9 protein-coding genes are annotated in these 15,468 nt (G+C 67.8%); 3 read left to right on the top strand and 6 right to left on the bottom strand.

The features are described from left to right. The first annotated feature begins 2 nt into the window (after positions 1-2). Positions 3-1,490 (top strand): alpha/beta hydrolase, encoded by a 1,488-nt coding sequence (locus QHF84_RS17785; protein WP_281314506.1) that lies wholly within the window; start codon positions 3-5, stop codon positions 1,488-1,490. Here QHF84_RS17785 and QHF84_RS17780 read toward each other — a convergent pair whose 3' ends face one another. The 5 genes from QHF84_RS17780 to QHF84_RS17760 form a co-directional block, all read right to left on the bottom strand. Then, complete coding sequence (locus tag QHF84_RS17780) at positions 1,491-2,624, bottom strand: putative metal-binding motif-containing protein (protein WP_281314505.1); 1,134 nt, start codon at positions 2,622-2,624, stop codon at positions 1,491-1,493. It abuts the gene before it with no gap. 26 nt (positions 2,625-2,650) lie between these two features. Continuing rightward, positions 2,651-3,694: a hypothetical protein gene (locus QHF84_RS17775; protein ID WP_281314504.1), complete on the bottom strand. Its 1,044-nt coding sequence runs from the start codon at positions 3,692-3,694 to the stop codon at positions 2,651-2,653. Then, a complete protein-coding gene (locus QHF84_RS17770; protein ID WP_281314503.1) occupies positions 3,691-5,196 on the bottom strand; it encodes a serine/threonine-protein kinase in 1,506 nt (501 codons plus the stop codon). Before QHF84_RS17770 ends, QHF84_RS17775 begins: the two co-directional genes overlap by 4 nt. A gap of 87 nt (positions 5,197-5,283) precedes the next feature. Continuing rightward, complete coding sequence (locus QHF84_RS17765; protein ID WP_281314502.1) at positions 5,284-5,757, bottom strand: hypothetical protein; 474 nt, start codon at positions 5,755-5,757, stop codon at positions 5,284-5,286. Positions 5,758-5,916: 159 nt separating this feature from the next. Further along, positions 5,917-9,114: a beta-propeller domain-containing protein gene (locus tag QHF84_RS17760; RefSeq protein WP_281314501.1), complete on the bottom strand. Its 3,198-nt coding sequence runs from the start codon at positions 9,112-9,114 to the stop codon at positions 5,917-5,919. A gap of 309 nt (positions 9,115-9,423) precedes the next feature. Between QHF84_RS17760 and QHF84_RS17755 the strand changes: the two genes are divergently transcribed. Continuing rightward, the gene (locus QHF84_RS17755) at positions 9,424-11,553 is read left to right on the top strand and encodes a glycoside hydrolase family 76 protein (protein WP_281314500.1); all 2,130 of its coding nucleotides are present in this window, start codon (positions 9,424-9,426) and stop codon (positions 11,551-11,553) included. Here QHF84_RS17755 and QHF84_RS17750 read toward each other — a convergent pair whose 3' ends face one another. Beyond that, positions 11,554-12,774, bottom strand: a complete 1,221-nt coding sequence (locus tag QHF84_RS17750) for a GNAT family N-acetyltransferase (RefSeq protein ID WP_281314499.1) — start codon at positions 12,772-12,774, stop codon at positions 11,554-11,556. It lies immediately after the preceding gene. A 173-nt stretch (positions 12,775-12,947) separates the two neighbouring features. Here QHF84_RS17750 and lon point away from each other — a divergent pair, with 173 nt between their 5' ends. Next, positions 12,948-15,359: an endopeptidase La gene (lon, locus tag QHF84_RS17745; RefSeq protein WP_281314498.1), complete on the top strand. Its 2,412-nt coding sequence runs from the start codon at positions 12,948-12,950 to the stop codon at positions 15,357-15,359. The last annotated feature ends 109 nt before the right edge of the window (positions 15,360-15,468 follow it).

Genomic DNA, 15,468 nt, shown 5'->3' with positions numbered 1-15,468 from the left:
CCATGCACCTCCTCATGGTCACGACCGCGCGGCGCCTCTTCGGGGCCTTCCCGTTCCTCGTTTCCCCCCTCTTTCTCGGCTGCGGCTCCGATCACGATCCGTCGCAAGCGCCGCCCGCTCCCGCCATTTCCTGGGAGGATTGCGGGGGCGGCTTCGAATGCGCCACCTTCTCCGTGCCCGTCAATCACGACGCGCCGGACGGACGGACGTTTTCCCTTCCGCTCGTGCGCCGCCCGGCCGCGGTTCCGTCCGCGCGCATCGGCTCCTTGCTCGTCAATCCCGGCGGCCCCGGCGCGTCCGGCGTCGGCTGGGCCCGCGCCGTGCAGATCGCTTTGCCACAGCCCCTCAAGGATCGGTTCGATCTCGTCGGCTTCGATCCGCGCGGCCAGGCCGGGAGCACGCCCACGATCGATTGCGTCGACGACCTCGGGCCCCTCATCGGCCTCGATCCGACGCCCGACGACGACGCGGAGCGCGCGGCCCTGCTCGCCGGCGCGGAGGCCTTCGCGGCCGCTTGCAAGCAGCGGAGCGGCGACCTCTTGCCGTTCGTCGGGACGAACAACATCGCCCGCGACATGGACCTTCTTCGCGAAGCCCTCGGCGACGAGAAGCTCACGTACCTGGGTTTTTCCTATGGAACGTTTCTCGGGACGATCTACGCCGAGGCCTACCCCGATCGCGTGCGCGCGCTCGTGCTCGACGGCGCGCTCGATCCGACCGTCTCCGGCGACGCGTTCATCGAGGGGCAGGCCCTCGGCTTCGAGGCCGAGCTCGAAGCGTTCCTCGCGGAATGCGCCGCGAAGCCCGCGTGTCCATTCCACTCGGGCGGTGATCCCTGGGCCGCGTACGACGCCGTGAAGGCCGCGGTCGAGGCTTCCCCGCTGCCTGCGCCGCCGGGCGGCACGCGCACGCTCGGGCCCGGCGAGCTCATCTACGCCGTATCCCAGCCGCTCTACCAGAAGAACCAATGGAAATTCCTCGCCCAGGCCCTCGCGCTCGCGGCCGCGGGGGACGGCTCCGGCCTGCTCCAGTTCGCGGACGCGTACGTCGCCCGGAGCGCCAACGGCACGTATGGCGAGTCGTTCGAGGTTTATTACGGGGTCACCTCGATCGACAACACGTTCCCGTCGGATCCAGTCGTCTATCAAAACCTCACGACCGAGCTCCAGGCGAAGGCGCCGCGCATCGGCATGTATTTGCCCGCCACGGTGCTGCCCTCCGCGCGCTGGCCGTTTCCGTCGTGGCGCTCGAATACGCCGGTCTCCGCGGACGGCGCGCCGCCGATCCTCGTCGTGGGCTCGACCGGTGATCCCGCGACGCCTTATCCTTGGTCCGTCTCGCTCGCCGCGCAGCTATCGTCCGGGGTCTTGCTCACGCGCGAGGGCCCGGGGCACGTCTCGTTCCTCCGGGGAAACACCTGCATCGATCAGGCGATCACCGATTACCTCGTCGATCGGAAGGTCCCGCCCGAAGGGACGACCTGCAAATAGTCAGGGCGCGACGGAGCAGGCTTCGTCGACGAGCAGGACGTCGTCGATCGCGTATCCGCCCCAGCCCGCCGTGTCGCCGCTCTCGTAGGACCAGACGAGCGACGTGGCCGGGCCCGCGAGCGTATCGAGCTCACGCTTCACCTCGGTCCACCCTGGCACCGGCTGGGTGTCCGTGGGTCCGGGCTTCACCAGCGAAAGCAGCGTCGTCCGCTGAGCCCCTTGTTGCACCGAGAGCGTCACCGTCGGGGGCGCGCCGAAGCTCCCTGCGGGCGAGAAATCGATCCACTCTTGGAAATGGAGCCACAACTTCGGCGCGCCCATCGTGTCCACGACCGGCGATTCGAGCTCGCCCGAGGTCCCGGGCGGGACACACGCCCCGAGCCCGACCCCCACGACGTTCCCGTCCTCCGTGCCCGTGACGTCGTCCTCCGGGCCATTACATTCCCCGCCGCCCGGCGCCGCCTGCACGAACCCGCTGTTCGTCCCGGAAAACCACCGCGCCTCCGCGGCGCCCGCGTTCAGCACGCTCTGCGAGAACGTTTGTCGCAGATACACCTTCCCGACGGTGCCGTTGCAGTTCTGATCCACGCCGTCGTCGCAGATCTCTTCCGCCCCCGGATGGATCGCCGGATTCGTGTCGTCGCAATCGTTTCCTTCCTGCACCCACACGCCGCCCTCGGGCGCGGACGGCGGCGCGCACGTCCCGGGCTCGTCGACGATGCGCGGCGTGCTGCCGATCCCATCCTTGTCAGCGTCATAGTAAAAGAGCGCATAACAAAGCACGTCCTTCCCCACGCAGGCCGTGCGGCCCGGGCACGACTCCGTCTCGTTGATCGGGATCGGGCAATCGAGGACGGGAAAGTCCTCGTCCGTCTTCCCGTCGCAGTCCTGATCGATCCCATCACACTGATCGTCGGACGCGCGCGTGTTCACGTCGGCGCTCTTGTCGTTGCAGTCGAGCGTGTTCGTCACGTACTCCGGCGGCAGATCCCCGCACCAGGTGAGCGGGTCGTGCAGGTTGCCCTCGCCGTCCTTGTCCGCGTCCCGGTACACCGTCGTGAGCGTGGTGCATTGCTGCGTGTAATCGTCGCCGAGCGCGATGAACGTCTCGCAGCCGAGGAGCCCCGCGGCCATGCCCATCGAAAGGAGCGCGATCCGCCTCAAAACACGCCTCGCACGGCCATGAACCCGCCTCGGACGTCGAGCTCCACGCGCGCCCCGCGCGCCGCCGCGGGCTTCGTGCTCGGCGTGAAGAGCAGCACCGAGACCCCCGCCGTCGCGGCGATCGCCGCCATGCCGAAGCCCAGGTTCGACACCGACGCATACGTCTTCGTCTGCTCGTACGCCAAGAAGCCCGCCGGCGTGCACCGCTCTTGTACGCATTCCGTTTCGAGCACGTCACGCCGATCGAGCGTGAGCCCGCCCATCACCACGCCCGTCACCAGCGCGAGCGCGCCGATCGAGAAGAGCCCGCTCGCGGCCACGATGCTCCACGTCGGCCTCGCAGGCTCGATCGGCGCGGGCTCGATCGTCCGCTCCACGCCCTTCGCGAAGAGGCCGAGGCGCAGCACGATCGACACGCTCCGGCCCTCGGGCAGCTCCACCTCGCGTGCCGTCCGCGCGCCGCTGCGCGCGAGCGCCTCGACGTCGTGTTTGCCCGGATCGAGCTCGCGCGCTTCGGCCATCGGCCAGAGCTCGCCGTCCACGAACAGCGTCACCTCCGCGGGCGGCGGCCCGCGCACGTCGACGGCGAGCGTCGGAATGCGCAGGCGCACCGGGCCAAGCTCCGCGGTCGCCGCTTGCCGCGCGCGGAGCAGCGATTCGGACGGCACCTCCGGCAGCGGCTCGGCGAGCGTCCGCTCGTAGAGCGCGCGCGCTTCGAGGAGCTTGCCGCGTTTGTCCTGGCAACGCGCCATGTAAAGCACGAGCTGCGGCGTGTGGAATGCCTCGTCGGCGTCGCGGAAGAGCGGATAGGCCTCGGCGTACTGGCCCGCGCGGAAGAGCTGCATCGCGCGTCGGCCTTTTTCGAGGGCGAGCGCGCGTTTCTCCTCGCGCACCTCTTCCTCGGACGGCTCCGGGGGCGGCGGCGGGGTCACGGTCTCGGTCTCGGTCTTCGGAGGCTCGTCCGCCCGCGACCCGAAGGGAAAGAAAACCGCCGCCGAGAGCGCGGCTCCGGCGAGGGAGACGCGGCGGCTTCGATTCATCGCGGGGGTTGCGTCGTGGCCGGCTTCGACAGACCGAGCAGCTCGTCGTCCTCGTTCGTCGTCGAGGCCGGCGCGGGCTCGGGCTTGCCGTCCGCGCCCGTCTTCGGGGTCGCGGGTTTGGCAGGGACGACCGGTTTGTCGCCACGAACGGGCGCCTCCGTGGGCGCTCGTTTCTGCGTCTCGACCTCGGCCAGCGTCTCGGGCGTCGTCTTCGGGACCGCCTCCGGCGTGGGCGCGGGCTGCGGAGGCGCGGGCGCCTCGGGCTCCGTCACGGGCGGCGGCAGGGGCAACGTCGGGCTGCCCGGGCCGTCGATGCGCGCCTCCTGGGCCGGCGCGTGCGGGCCGACGAACATCCATCCGAGGACGCCGAGCGCGAGCGCGCCGAGCCCCGCGGCGGCGAACCTTCGTTGCGCGTGCTTCGGCGCGGATCCTTCGTCGTCCTGCGTCCGACCGGAGGGCGACATCGTGAGCGTGCCGTGACCGTCGGGAGCAGCCATCGTCTCGGCGAGCGCGACCGCGGTGTTCTTCTCGTTCTTGCGCGGCGACGGGCGCTTGACGATCTCGTCGGTCGTTTCGTGCGCGGGCGTCGTGTCGTGCTTCGTGACGGCGGCGCTCTTCCCCTCGGCGGCGGGCTTCGTGGCCAGCGCTTCGAGGGCTTCGTAGAGCTCGCGCGAGTTCTGGAAGCGCTCGGCCGGATCACGCGCGAGAGCGCGGTCGAAGAAGCGGTCGACCTCGGGCCCGAGCTCCGGCGCGAGGGTCGAGGGCTTCGGGATCGGATCGGTGCAGATCGCCACGAGCACCGCGCCGACCTCGTCCTCGACGAACGGCGTCCTTCCCGTGAGCATCTGGTAGAGGATCACGCCGAGCGACCAGAGATCGCTGCGGTGATCGACCTCCTTCGACTTCCGGATCTGCTCGGGGCTCATGTAGAGCGGCGAGCCGACGAGGTTGCCCGATCGCGTGACGTCGCCCGACTGCGGCGTGCCGGGCGAGACGGCTTTCGCGATGCCGAAGTCGAGCAGCTTCACGATCTCGTCGTCGTCTTGCCGCGCGAGGAAGACGTTGCCGGGCTTGAGATCGCGGTGCACGAGGCCGAGCTCGTGCGCGCGGCGCAGCGCCTTGCAGATCGGCTGCGTGATGCGCAGGGCCTCCGCGAGGCCGAGCTTGCCGCGTTTGGTAAGGCGCGCGGCGAGGTCTTCGCCGCGGAGCAGCTCCATCACGATGTAGGGCGTTTCTCCCTCGACACCGTAGTCGTGCACCTCGACGACGTGCGCGCTCTGGATTTGCGCGGCGGCGCGCGCTTCGCGTTCGAAGCGCGCGCGCGCGGTGTCGGAGGCGGCGAGGCCCGGCTCCATGAACTTCACGGCCACGGCCCGATCGAGCTTGAGGTGGTGGGCGATCCAGACCGCGCCCATACCGCCCCGTGCGAGCGGGCGCTCGAGGCGGATCTTTCCGGCGATGAGCTGTCCCTCGGCGATGACGGTCACGATGAGACCGAGCATACCACGATATTCGTTCGTGGATCGCGCGTGTCGTGACGATATGTGCGGAAGAGGGAGGCGAGGCGTAGGGCGGCCGCGGGGCGCGGCTCAGTTGCTGTCGCTCGAGGCTTTCGGCGGCGGGAGCTCGCCTTCCTCGCGCAGTTTTTCGACGGTCCGCCCCTGGACCTTTTCACCGATCCATGCGCCGGCGACGGCCATCAGGATGCCAACGACGAACGTGGTCGCGAGGCCTACCAGGGCTCCGCCGAGGGGGTAGCTGTACTGGAGGTGCCAGATGATCGTGTGCATGGCGTTCGGCAGGATCGCCATGAACGTCGCGAGGGCCGGCTCCTTGACCGTCTCGCCGGGGCTGAAGATCCCGATGAGGATGCCGCCGATGAAGTACGAGACGAACGCCACGATGCCGGCGAGCACGAGGCCGCCCTTCTCGGGGCCAAAGCTCGCGACGATCGAGGTCTCGACCCCGCCGAGCAGGAGGAGGCGCATCACGAAGTAGAGCGAGATGATGACGCCGCCGCCGATGATGACCCATTTGTAGGACAGCTCTTTGCGTTTGCTCATACAATTTCCGACGCGTGGATGAGGGAGTGCGTCGCGGCGCATCATGGCGCCACGGGGCAGGGGGTGTCAACGGCGGGGTGCGTCGGGGGGCGTCGCCCGGCGGGGGGGCGCGCTCGCGAACCCTTTCGGGCTCGCGAGCGTCGTATTGGGTGGGACAGATTAATTGCCGGTCGTCAGCAGGTTGTGCGTGTCGAGATCGGCCTCGTGCACGCCGTAACGACCCGCCGCGATCAGCACCTCGTCGTCGTCGATGATCGGGGTGACGCTGTAGTACCAGTTCCAACCCGGGAAGAATGCCGTGGACGTCGGCGTCGTCGGATCGTCCAGGTTTGCCATGAGCACGCCACCGCCCAGCGAGAAGAACGCGCGGCGCTCGGCGGCGCTGATCAGGCTCGCGCCAGCCGGGCGCTTCACGTTCGACATGACCTGGAACGTATTGTTGTTGCCGCTCTTCGGCTTGAGGACGCTGAACCGGTCATTGTTGGTCGTGTAGTAGCTGTAGGGCTCCCACACGAGGTTGTGCGAAACGACCGGCCTGCCGCCCTTGTCGATGAACAGCGCGTTCACGGACCGGTCCGCGAAATGGTGTTTGTTCTCGAGCTCGGCCTTGTTGCTCTGGAGCTTCAGCTTCGAGACGGCGGTCTCGATGTAGTCCTGCTGGCCCCAGACGGGGTCCCGCGTGAAGATCGTCGAGCCGTCCTTCGAGATGATCGTGCCGGGCACGTTGATCCCGGCCTCGACCTTCGGCTGCGCGGGCTTCTTCAGGTCGATCTGCTTCAGGAAGTACCGCGCGTAGGCGCGCGTGTCGCCGGGCACCGCGACCGGCTTCTTGACGGTGACGAAGATGTCGTCGTCGAGCCCGCTCGCCGCGACGAACTCCTCGTCCTGCCCGGGCGTCAGGTCGATCGGCGCGAGGAGCGTCGGGTGATAAGGGTTCGAGAAATTCACGAGCTTGAGCTGCGCCTTCGTACGGAAGAGCGCCGCGTCGTACTCGGTCCCGTAGCAATACGAGTAGCCCTGCTGCTGTGCCTCGACCTGCGACCAGTCGACCGGGACGCAGGTCGTCTCCGCGTCCGCGTGATCGGTGCACTGCGCGAAGCCGCCGTTGCAGTACTCGGTCTGGCCGTTGATCGTCCGGCAGTCGCGCGAGCCAGTGAAGTACGTGCAGCCCTCCTGGCCCCTGCAGGACGACGACCAGTAGTACGTGTACGCATAGCAATATTCCATCGCGACCGAGTCGCCCTGGACATTGTTCGTCGAGACGAACCCAAGCGTCTTCTTCCCGACGACGCCATTCCCGTCCCCGTAATAGTAGTATTGGTACGGCAGCTCCGTCGTGACGAGCTGACCCGCCTGGACCGGCTTCTTCGGGTTCGAGAGGTCCCAGACCGAGATGGTCGTCTCGTAGTTCGGCCAGGTGACCCACTTGCCCTGGACCGTGACGAGCAGATCGTCCACCTGGTAGTACTGCGCGTTCGCCGGGACCTCGATCGTCGCCACGGGCGTGCCGGTGTCGACGGGCTCCGAGTTCCGGATGATGTCGATCTTCGCCTTCGCGTCCGTCTCGTACCAGTACCAGTAATCTTCGTTGTCCGGGCCGCGCAGGCGCGCGCGGTAATTGTCGTAGACCCAGACCTTCGTGTAATCCGGCGCCAGCCCGAGCTCGCCGACCTTCTCGGGCGCGTCGAGGTTCGATTGATCCCAGGTGCGGAGCTGCGTCTCGGACAGGTTCGCCCCGTTCGTCGCGCCGAGCTTGAACGTGCGACGGACCGAGTCGGGATGGTCCATGATGCCGCGGCGCGTGATCGTCGTCTCCGAGAACGTGAAGATCTGGACGGCGGATTGGTATGACCAGGATGACCAGTTATCCGTGTACTTGTAGCCGGCGAAGGGCAGGAGCACGAGGCCCGTCTCGATCTCGCCCGTCGGCGCTGCCACGTTCACCGCGTTGTGGAGCACGCTGAACGCGCGGTGGTCCCAGCTCGCCTCGGACCAGTTCCAGCCGTTATCGTCGCCCTGCACCTCCTGGCGCGCCAAGAGCGGGTTCGGGTTTTCGAGGTTCGTGATGTCGTAGAGGCTGACGGCGAGCTTGCGGCCGTTCTGATCATCGACGCCGATGCCGATGAGGCGCGTGTTGTCGAACGCGGGCCGGAAGAAGTCGTTCCAGCCGGAGACGATGAACTCGCTCTTCTCCTCGGCGTGGCCGTTCGCGTCGATCGAGAAGGCGTGGAACGGATCGTAATTCCGGTACGTCACCGCGAACGCCCGATCGTCGAGGAAGACCGCGGCGAAGAGGTTCATGTCCGAGCCGAACGGCACGGAGTCGATCGGCGTGACGTTGTCGAGGTTCGTCGCGTCGAACGTCTGGAGGTAGCTATGCTGGCCCCAGCCCCATTGCGGGCCCGAGAAGATCCGGAGCTGGTCGTTCCGGTAGTCCATGTGGAACTGCGACCGGATGTAACCGTTCACGGTCACCTCGTCGCGCTTGACCATCGTGCCGCCGTTGTCGGAGATGTCGATGACCGCGATATCGCTCTGCTGCGATGACCACCAGTCCTTCTCGCGCGCCACGAGGAGCACCTCGTTCTCCGCATGGATGGCCGAGACGTAGCCGCCGAGGGGCAGCTCGCTCTTCTCCGTCATGGCCGTCTGGCCGACGTCGAAGCTCTTCACGGTGCTGCCGAGGATCCACTCCCAGTAGCCTTGATCGTTGATGTACCAGTCGTAGTAGCTCGACGCGACGAAGAGCGCGTCCTGCGTCGCGCCGTTCGCGAAGCGGCTCGTCTGGATGTAACCCGGCACGGCGTACTGCGAGAGCAAAACGGGCTGCGACGGGTTCGAGATGTCGACGAGCATGACGGTGCTGCCCGACTTGCTGTCGACCTCGAGGCTGTTCGGTTTGCCCTTGTAGCCGTACCAGTCGTTCATCAGGAGGATCGCGCGCGTCCCGTCGACGTACATCTCGACCGGCGAGCCCCCCACCTGGAGCTGGCCGACGATCTTGGGATCGGTCACGTCACTGACGTCGATCACCTGCAGGCCGCGATACCAGTTGAGGTTCAGGAGGGTGCCATTGTTCATGACACGGTAGATGTCGCCCTCCTCGAGCTCCTGCTCCTCTTCCTCCTCCTCCTCCTCTTCTTCTTCCTCTTCCTCCTCTTCGCCCCACGTGAACTGATAGTTCGGCCGATCGGCCGACAAGAACGAGGTCGTGGCCTTTGCGGCCTCCTTGCTCTCGCCCGTGTTCTCTTCCCCATCACCCGTATTCGTGGCGCATCCCGGCCCCGCCACGAACAATAACGCCGTCAAGAGGCCCGCCGTTCGTGCGACGGGACCACGATTCAAGAAACTGCGCATCGAGTCGCTCCCTTCGTCCTTCACACAAGATGAAGGAATAAAAGTCTTCCTACCTAACCGACGCATCCGGGGGGTGTCAAGGCGCCCACGTGCAGCGTTCACGAGCGCCGATGCGCATACATGTCGCACAACCATGCCGTGCGCCGCGTCAATGGCAAAAAACCGCGTTCCGTGCGGTGCGAATGGCCCGATGTGGCACAGGTGGCGGCTCCGTCCCAGGGGGACACGTGGAGCGTGCGACGATTTCGTGCTGCCTTGCGCGGGCCCGTGATCCTTGGTAAGGGTCGGAGTTCCCTTTACGGACCTTCCATGCGGCAAAGAAGCCCCATTTCGATAGCCTGGTTTTCGGCGCTCGCCTCCGCGGCGGCGTTGTCTCTCGTCGGCGCAGCGGGCTGCAACCGTAACAGCGGCAAGGAGAGCGAGGCGACGCCGGCTCCGAGCGGCACGGCGAGCGCGGCGATTGCGCCCGACAAGAAGAAGGCGCGTGTCCGCGCGCCGGACCTGCACGACGACCGCTTCGACGCGAAGATCGCCGAGAACCTGCCGAAGGTGCCGGACCCGAAGATCACGGGCCCCGACAATGCGGGCGCGCCGCTCGAAAATCAGGTCTTTCGCGATCGTGTCCTCGGCTTCGTGCGAAAGGTCGCGGCGGTCGAAAAGGAAGGGGAGAGCGTCACGTGCGAGCTCCCGTTCGACGTTCGGGGTCTACGCTCGGGCGAGCCGAGCTCCGCCGCCGAACCCCCGGGATCATCGCCGAAGCCATTCCGCGCCGTCGTGTGGGGGTATCGTGAAGGCGTCCAGGTGGCGCGCGGCGAGGCCTCGGATGCGTCTTTGTGCGTGACGCTCAAGGAAGCCACGCGGCGCGCCGTCGCCTCCGGGGGCGGGACGAAGGAGGCGCTCGGGACGACGCGGCTCGCCATCGAGCTGCCGGATCACGGCATGTCGATCCTCGAACACGAAGGCAAGGGGCTCGAGCTCGATCACGGGCTCGTTCCGCTCCGATCGTTCGACAAGACGCTGCTCGCGAAGCGCATCGACGAGGGCCAGGCGTATCTGCTTCGCGTCCTCGACGCCGAGCACAAGGGGGCGCACAAGTACTATCACGCCCCGGCGGATGCGTTCGAGCCCGAGCTCCACACCATTTACACGGCCTCGACGGGCTTCACGCTGCTCAAGCTGCACGCGATGAAGAAGGACAAGAGCCTGCTCGACAAGACGAAGAGCACGGCCGAATTCCTCCTTTCGATGCAGAGCCGCGACGAGCGCGACCACACCGCGGGCGGGTTTTTCTACACGCTCGACCTGAAGCGCGGCAAACCCGAGCGAAAGCTCGTCGTCGGCACGACTTCGAAGACGATCTTCACGCTGCTCGAGCTTCACGCCCTGACGAAGGACGCGAAGTACATGGACGCCGCGCGCAAGGCCGGGGATTGGCTCATTTCGATGCAGCTCCCCACGGGCGCCGTGCGCGCGTCGTTGAGCCAGCACGAGGGCGGGCCCTGGTCGGTGCAGGCGAAGGAGTCGACGCTGTATACCGGGCAGGTCCTCTCGGCGCTCTCGCGTTTGCACCGCGCGACGAAGGACACGAAGTACCTCGACGCCGCCGCGTCGACGGCGATGTTCCTCGTGCAGAAGGTGGAAAAGAACGGCTGCTACGTCGGCGACGAGTACCGCAAGCCGAACCCGATCTCGAGCTCGTGGCTCGTCCTTTCGCTGCTCGATTTCGCCAAGTCCACCGGCGACAAACGCATCGAGGACACGGTCTTCCGCTGCTCGCGCGAGCTCCTCGGGCGGCAGTGGAAGCGGCCCGAAGACGCTTACCGGCACGGGCGCTGGAAGGGCTCGCTTTCGAGCAGCGGCACGGGCTGGCTCGCCGAGGTCATGAGCGAGGTGTTCATGTTTTGCCGGGACAAGGGCAGGGACAACTGCGACGCCTACAAGGACGCCGTGGTCGCCGCCGTCCGGCAGATCATGCAATACACCTACGCGCCCGAGAACGATTTCGTGGTGAAGAACCCGAAGGCGGCCGCGGGCGGCGTGTTCTGGAGCGTGCGAGAACGGTATGTCCGGACAGACTCCGTTTGTCACGCGATGAACGCGTACATCAACATCCTGCCATTCCTCGGGGACGGCGTGCTGCTCGAGCTGCCCGAGATGCCGCTCGCCGAGCGGCTCGCGTTCGACGCCGACGCCGACGACAAGAAGGCCGAGGCCGAGGACCGGGCCGGCGGCGACGATCGCGAGGGCGCGGACGAAGCGCCGATGTCCCGCGCCGAGGATCCGGCCGAGGAGGGCGCAATGAAAGGCCCGCGCCGCGGGCCGATGAGCGGGACGCCGGACGACGGGCCGCCGAGGCCACGTTTTCCCAAGGGTCTCCGGCCCCCGGGCGGCAGGGGCCCGAGGCCGCCGGGCCCGCCGCCGCAGGGCATGCCGCAGTAATCAGAAGATCTCGGGGCAATACGGGAGGCGCGCGCCGACGAACATTCGATCGGCGCGCTCGAGCGCACCTTCGGTCCGCGGAGCGGCGCCACCGACTTCCGCGAGGCGCGAGAACGAAAACCCGCCGAGGTACGCCGAGCCGAGCGCCGCGGCCGAGACCCGCAAATCACAGGGCTCCTCGGTCCGCGCCGCGCGCGAGGTGGCCGCGTCGAGGCGATACCGACCCGTGTTCCACGGGCAGAATTCATCGTCGACCTCGATCACGATCGAGTCCTCGCCGCCATAACGCCGCGCCGCGAGCGCCGCCGGCACGTCCACGATGCGGACCCACACCGAGTCGTAGGTGCGATAATGCATCCGCCGCGGCTCCGCGAGCAGCAGGAAGAGCGGGTGATCCGGGGGCAAACACGTCGCGTTGATGCGCGTCGCGAGGTCGATGTCGCAGAGGTACCGCCACGCGGCGCGCGTGCCCGCCGGCGTCGCGCCCATCGCCTCTTGCACCGTCACGACCGTGACCGGGATCTGCGGGTCCGTGTGCTCGAGGCGAACGCGGTAGAGCGCATACCCCTCATCGCGGCCATCGACCTTGACGATCACGCGTTGCAGCGGCCCCGATCCGGCGCGCATCGATTCCGCATCGATCAGCCTCCGCAGGCTCCACCACCCGGGCGAGCGCGACGGCATGCACGGGGCAGCGCGGCGCGCACGCTCGTAAAGCGGTGGTATGCGCTCGAGCGCCTCCGCCTCGCTCACGAACTCGGCCTCGAAGGGGACGGGCGAGCCCACGAATGCGGAGCGGTCGCGCTCGATCGACACGTCGCCCGAGAATGCGGCGATGCCGTACCCGAAGCGCCCGTAAATCGTCGCCTCGGTCGCCCAGAGCGCCGCGATGGGCTGCCCGCGGTCCCGCGCGTCGGCAAATTGCCGCTCGATGAGCTTGCGCAGGATGCCGCGCCGCCGGTGCGTCGGCATCACCGCGACCATCGTCAGGCCCGACGTGGGCACGGTGCCGCCGCCGGGCGTGCTGAAGTCGAAGGCGAACGCGCCGGCGGAGCCGACGATCGTATTGCCGTCATAAGCCCCGATCCGCGTGACGAGCTCGGGCAGCCGTCGGGATCGCTCCAGGCGCTCCTGCGAGGGGGGGAGACCAAAGGCCGTACGAATGGGATGGGCAAACTCGTCCGAGTGCTCGGGGCCGAGGAGGCGAATCTCGATGGACATGGCGGGGGCGAACCTACCACATCGTTCGTCGCGCCCGCGCGCCCGCTCCGTGCTCCGTGTGTCCCCGGGGCGCGCGGAGGGGCGGGCATAGGTCGGTTCTTGGTGGACGATCGGTGACGTCCCCGATGGCACGGCCCTCGCAAACGTCGATCTGACCGCCAAATCCGGGGGAAATGATGGCCGAACGGTTCACCTTGCCCGTCCTACCGCTGCGCGACACGGTGCTATTTCCCGGGCTCGCGACGCCGATCACCGCAGGAAGGCTGAAGACCTTGCGCGCGGTGGAGATAGCGCTCCGCGCCGACGGGGAGGACAAGCGGGTCTTCGCCGTCGCGCAACGTGACACCTCGGAGGAGCCCACGGAGAGCAGTCTTTTCGCGGTGGGCGTGATCGGACGGATCGCCCAGGTTCAGAGGCTGGGGACGGGGCTCTCGCTCGTCTTGCAGTGCGAGCGTCGCGCCACGGCGCTGCGATACGTCACGGAGGACGGGATCCTGCGCGCGGCTTGCGTGGAGCTCGCGGATCTGCCTCGCCGCCCGGGGGAGGAGGCGGTCGTGCTCGCGCTCGCCCGCGAGGTGCGTGAGCGGGCGATCGAGTACGGCAAGCGCCGCGGCGCGCCGAAAGAGGCGCTCGAGCAGTTCCTCGGCGGCGTCGAGGATCCGAGCGCGCTCGCGAACCACGTCGCGTTTTACCTCGATCTCCCGGTGGCCGAAAAGCAGGGCCTTCTGGAGACGCTGCGGACCGTGGAGCGGCTGCGCGCGCTCACGGTGCATTTGCATCGACAAATCGGGATCGCCGAGACGCAGGAGAAGATCCGGACGACGGTGCAGGAGGAGCTCGGCGAGCGGCAGCGGGAGCTTTATCTGCGCGAGCAATTGAAGGCGATCCAGAAAGAGCTGGGCGAGGAGGACGAGGCGGGCGTCGCGGATCGGCTGGAAAAGAAGATCGACGCGGCGGATCTGCCGATCGAGGTGCGCGAGGAGGTGCGCCGCGAGCTCGGTCGGCTGCGCCGGATGAGCCGGGAGACCTCGCCCGAGGCGCAGGTGTTGACGAGCTGGCTCGAATGGGTCGGTGATTTGCCGTGGAATCGGCGGACGGACGACCACGTCGATCTGGAAATGGCGCGGCGGATCCTCGACGAGGACCATTACGGCCTCGGCGACGTGAAGGATCGGGTGCTCGAGCTGCTCAGTGTCATCAAATTGCGCCTGCAGGGGCAGATCTCGGCGCCCGAGCGGGCGCAGCGGGCCGCGCGTGGGCCGATTCTGCTCTTCCTCGGTCCGCCTGGCACGGGAAAGACGAGCATCGCGGAGAGCATCGCGCGGGCGATGGGGCGCAAATACATCCGCGTCTCGCTCGGCGGCGCGCGCGACGAGGCCGACATCCGCGGGCACCGGCGCACGTACGTCGGCGCGATGCCCGGCCGGATTCTGCAGGGCATGCGGCGCGTGGGCTCGAAAAACCCCGTCTTCACGCTGGACGAGATCGACAAACTCGGCGTGTCGTACCAGGGCGATCCGGCGGCCGCGCTGCTCGAGGTGCTCGATCCGGCGCAGAACGTGACGTTCGTCGACCATTACCTCGGGTTGCCCTTCGACCTCTCGGAGGTCCTCTTCGTGTGCACGGCGAACCTGCGCGAGGGCATTCCCGCGCCGCTGCTCGATCGCATGGAGACGATCACGTTCCCGGGCTACACGGAGATCGAGAAGCTCGAGATCGCCCGGCGGTATCTGCTCCCGCGGCAGCGGCGCGAGTGCGCGCTCGAAGAGGAGCAGCTCGTCGTGTCGGACGTGGCGCTACTCGACATCATCACGAGCTACACGCACGAGGCGGGCGTGCGGCAGCTCGAACGGGCGATCGGCTCTCTTGCGCGAAAAGCGGCCCATCGTATTGCGACGGGCTCGGCCCAGCGGGTGCCGGTCGAGACGGTCGCGGACGTCCGTGCGCTCCTGCGGCGTCCGCGCATGCGGCCCACGGCTGCGCTCGAACGAGACGAGGTCGGCGTCGCGACGGGCATGTATTACACGCAGGAGGGCGGCGACATCATGCACGTCGAGGCGAGCATCGTTCCGGGCAAGGGCGAGCTCGTGCTGACCGGGCAGCTCGGCGACGTCATGAAAGAGAGCGGGCGCGCGGCGCTGACCTATGCGCGCGAGCACAGCGCGGCGCTCGGCGTGCCGCGGGAGCGGCTGGAGGGGCGGGACATGCACGTCCACGTGCCCGCCGGCGCGATTCCGAAGGACGGGCCGAGCGCGGGCGTGACGATGGCGTCGGCAATCGTATCGGCGCTCTCGGGCAAACGCGTCCGCAAGGATGTCGCGATGACCGGGGAAATCACGCTGCGCGGGCGAGTCTTGCCGATCGGCGGCGTGAAGGAAAAAGTGCTCGGCGCGCATCGGGCGGGCATTCCGGAGATCATCCTGCCGCGGGACAATGAGGCCGAGCTCGAGGATCTGCCTGAAGAGGTGCTGCGGTCGCTGCATTTCCACTTCGTCGAGACGCTCGACGAGGTGCTGACGATCGCGCTACGCTCGGCGCCTGCGGCGGCCTGGCCGGTGGAGGTGGAGACGCCGCGGGCGGCGTAGAGCATCGAACGATGCTCACGAGATCGCGAAGCGAGCTCGTCTCGGGGGGTGAATCGTCCGGGCTTTGCCCGGACGAGAGGGGGACGCGAGGCGTCCCCCTCGGGACAGA

The sequence above is a fragment of the Polyangium sp. y55x31 genome, from assembly GCF_029946505.1.
GTDB lineage: Bacteria > Myxococcota_A > Polyangia > Polyangiales > Polyangiaceae > Polyangium.
This window is presented reverse-complemented; position numbering and strand designations above follow the sequence as displayed.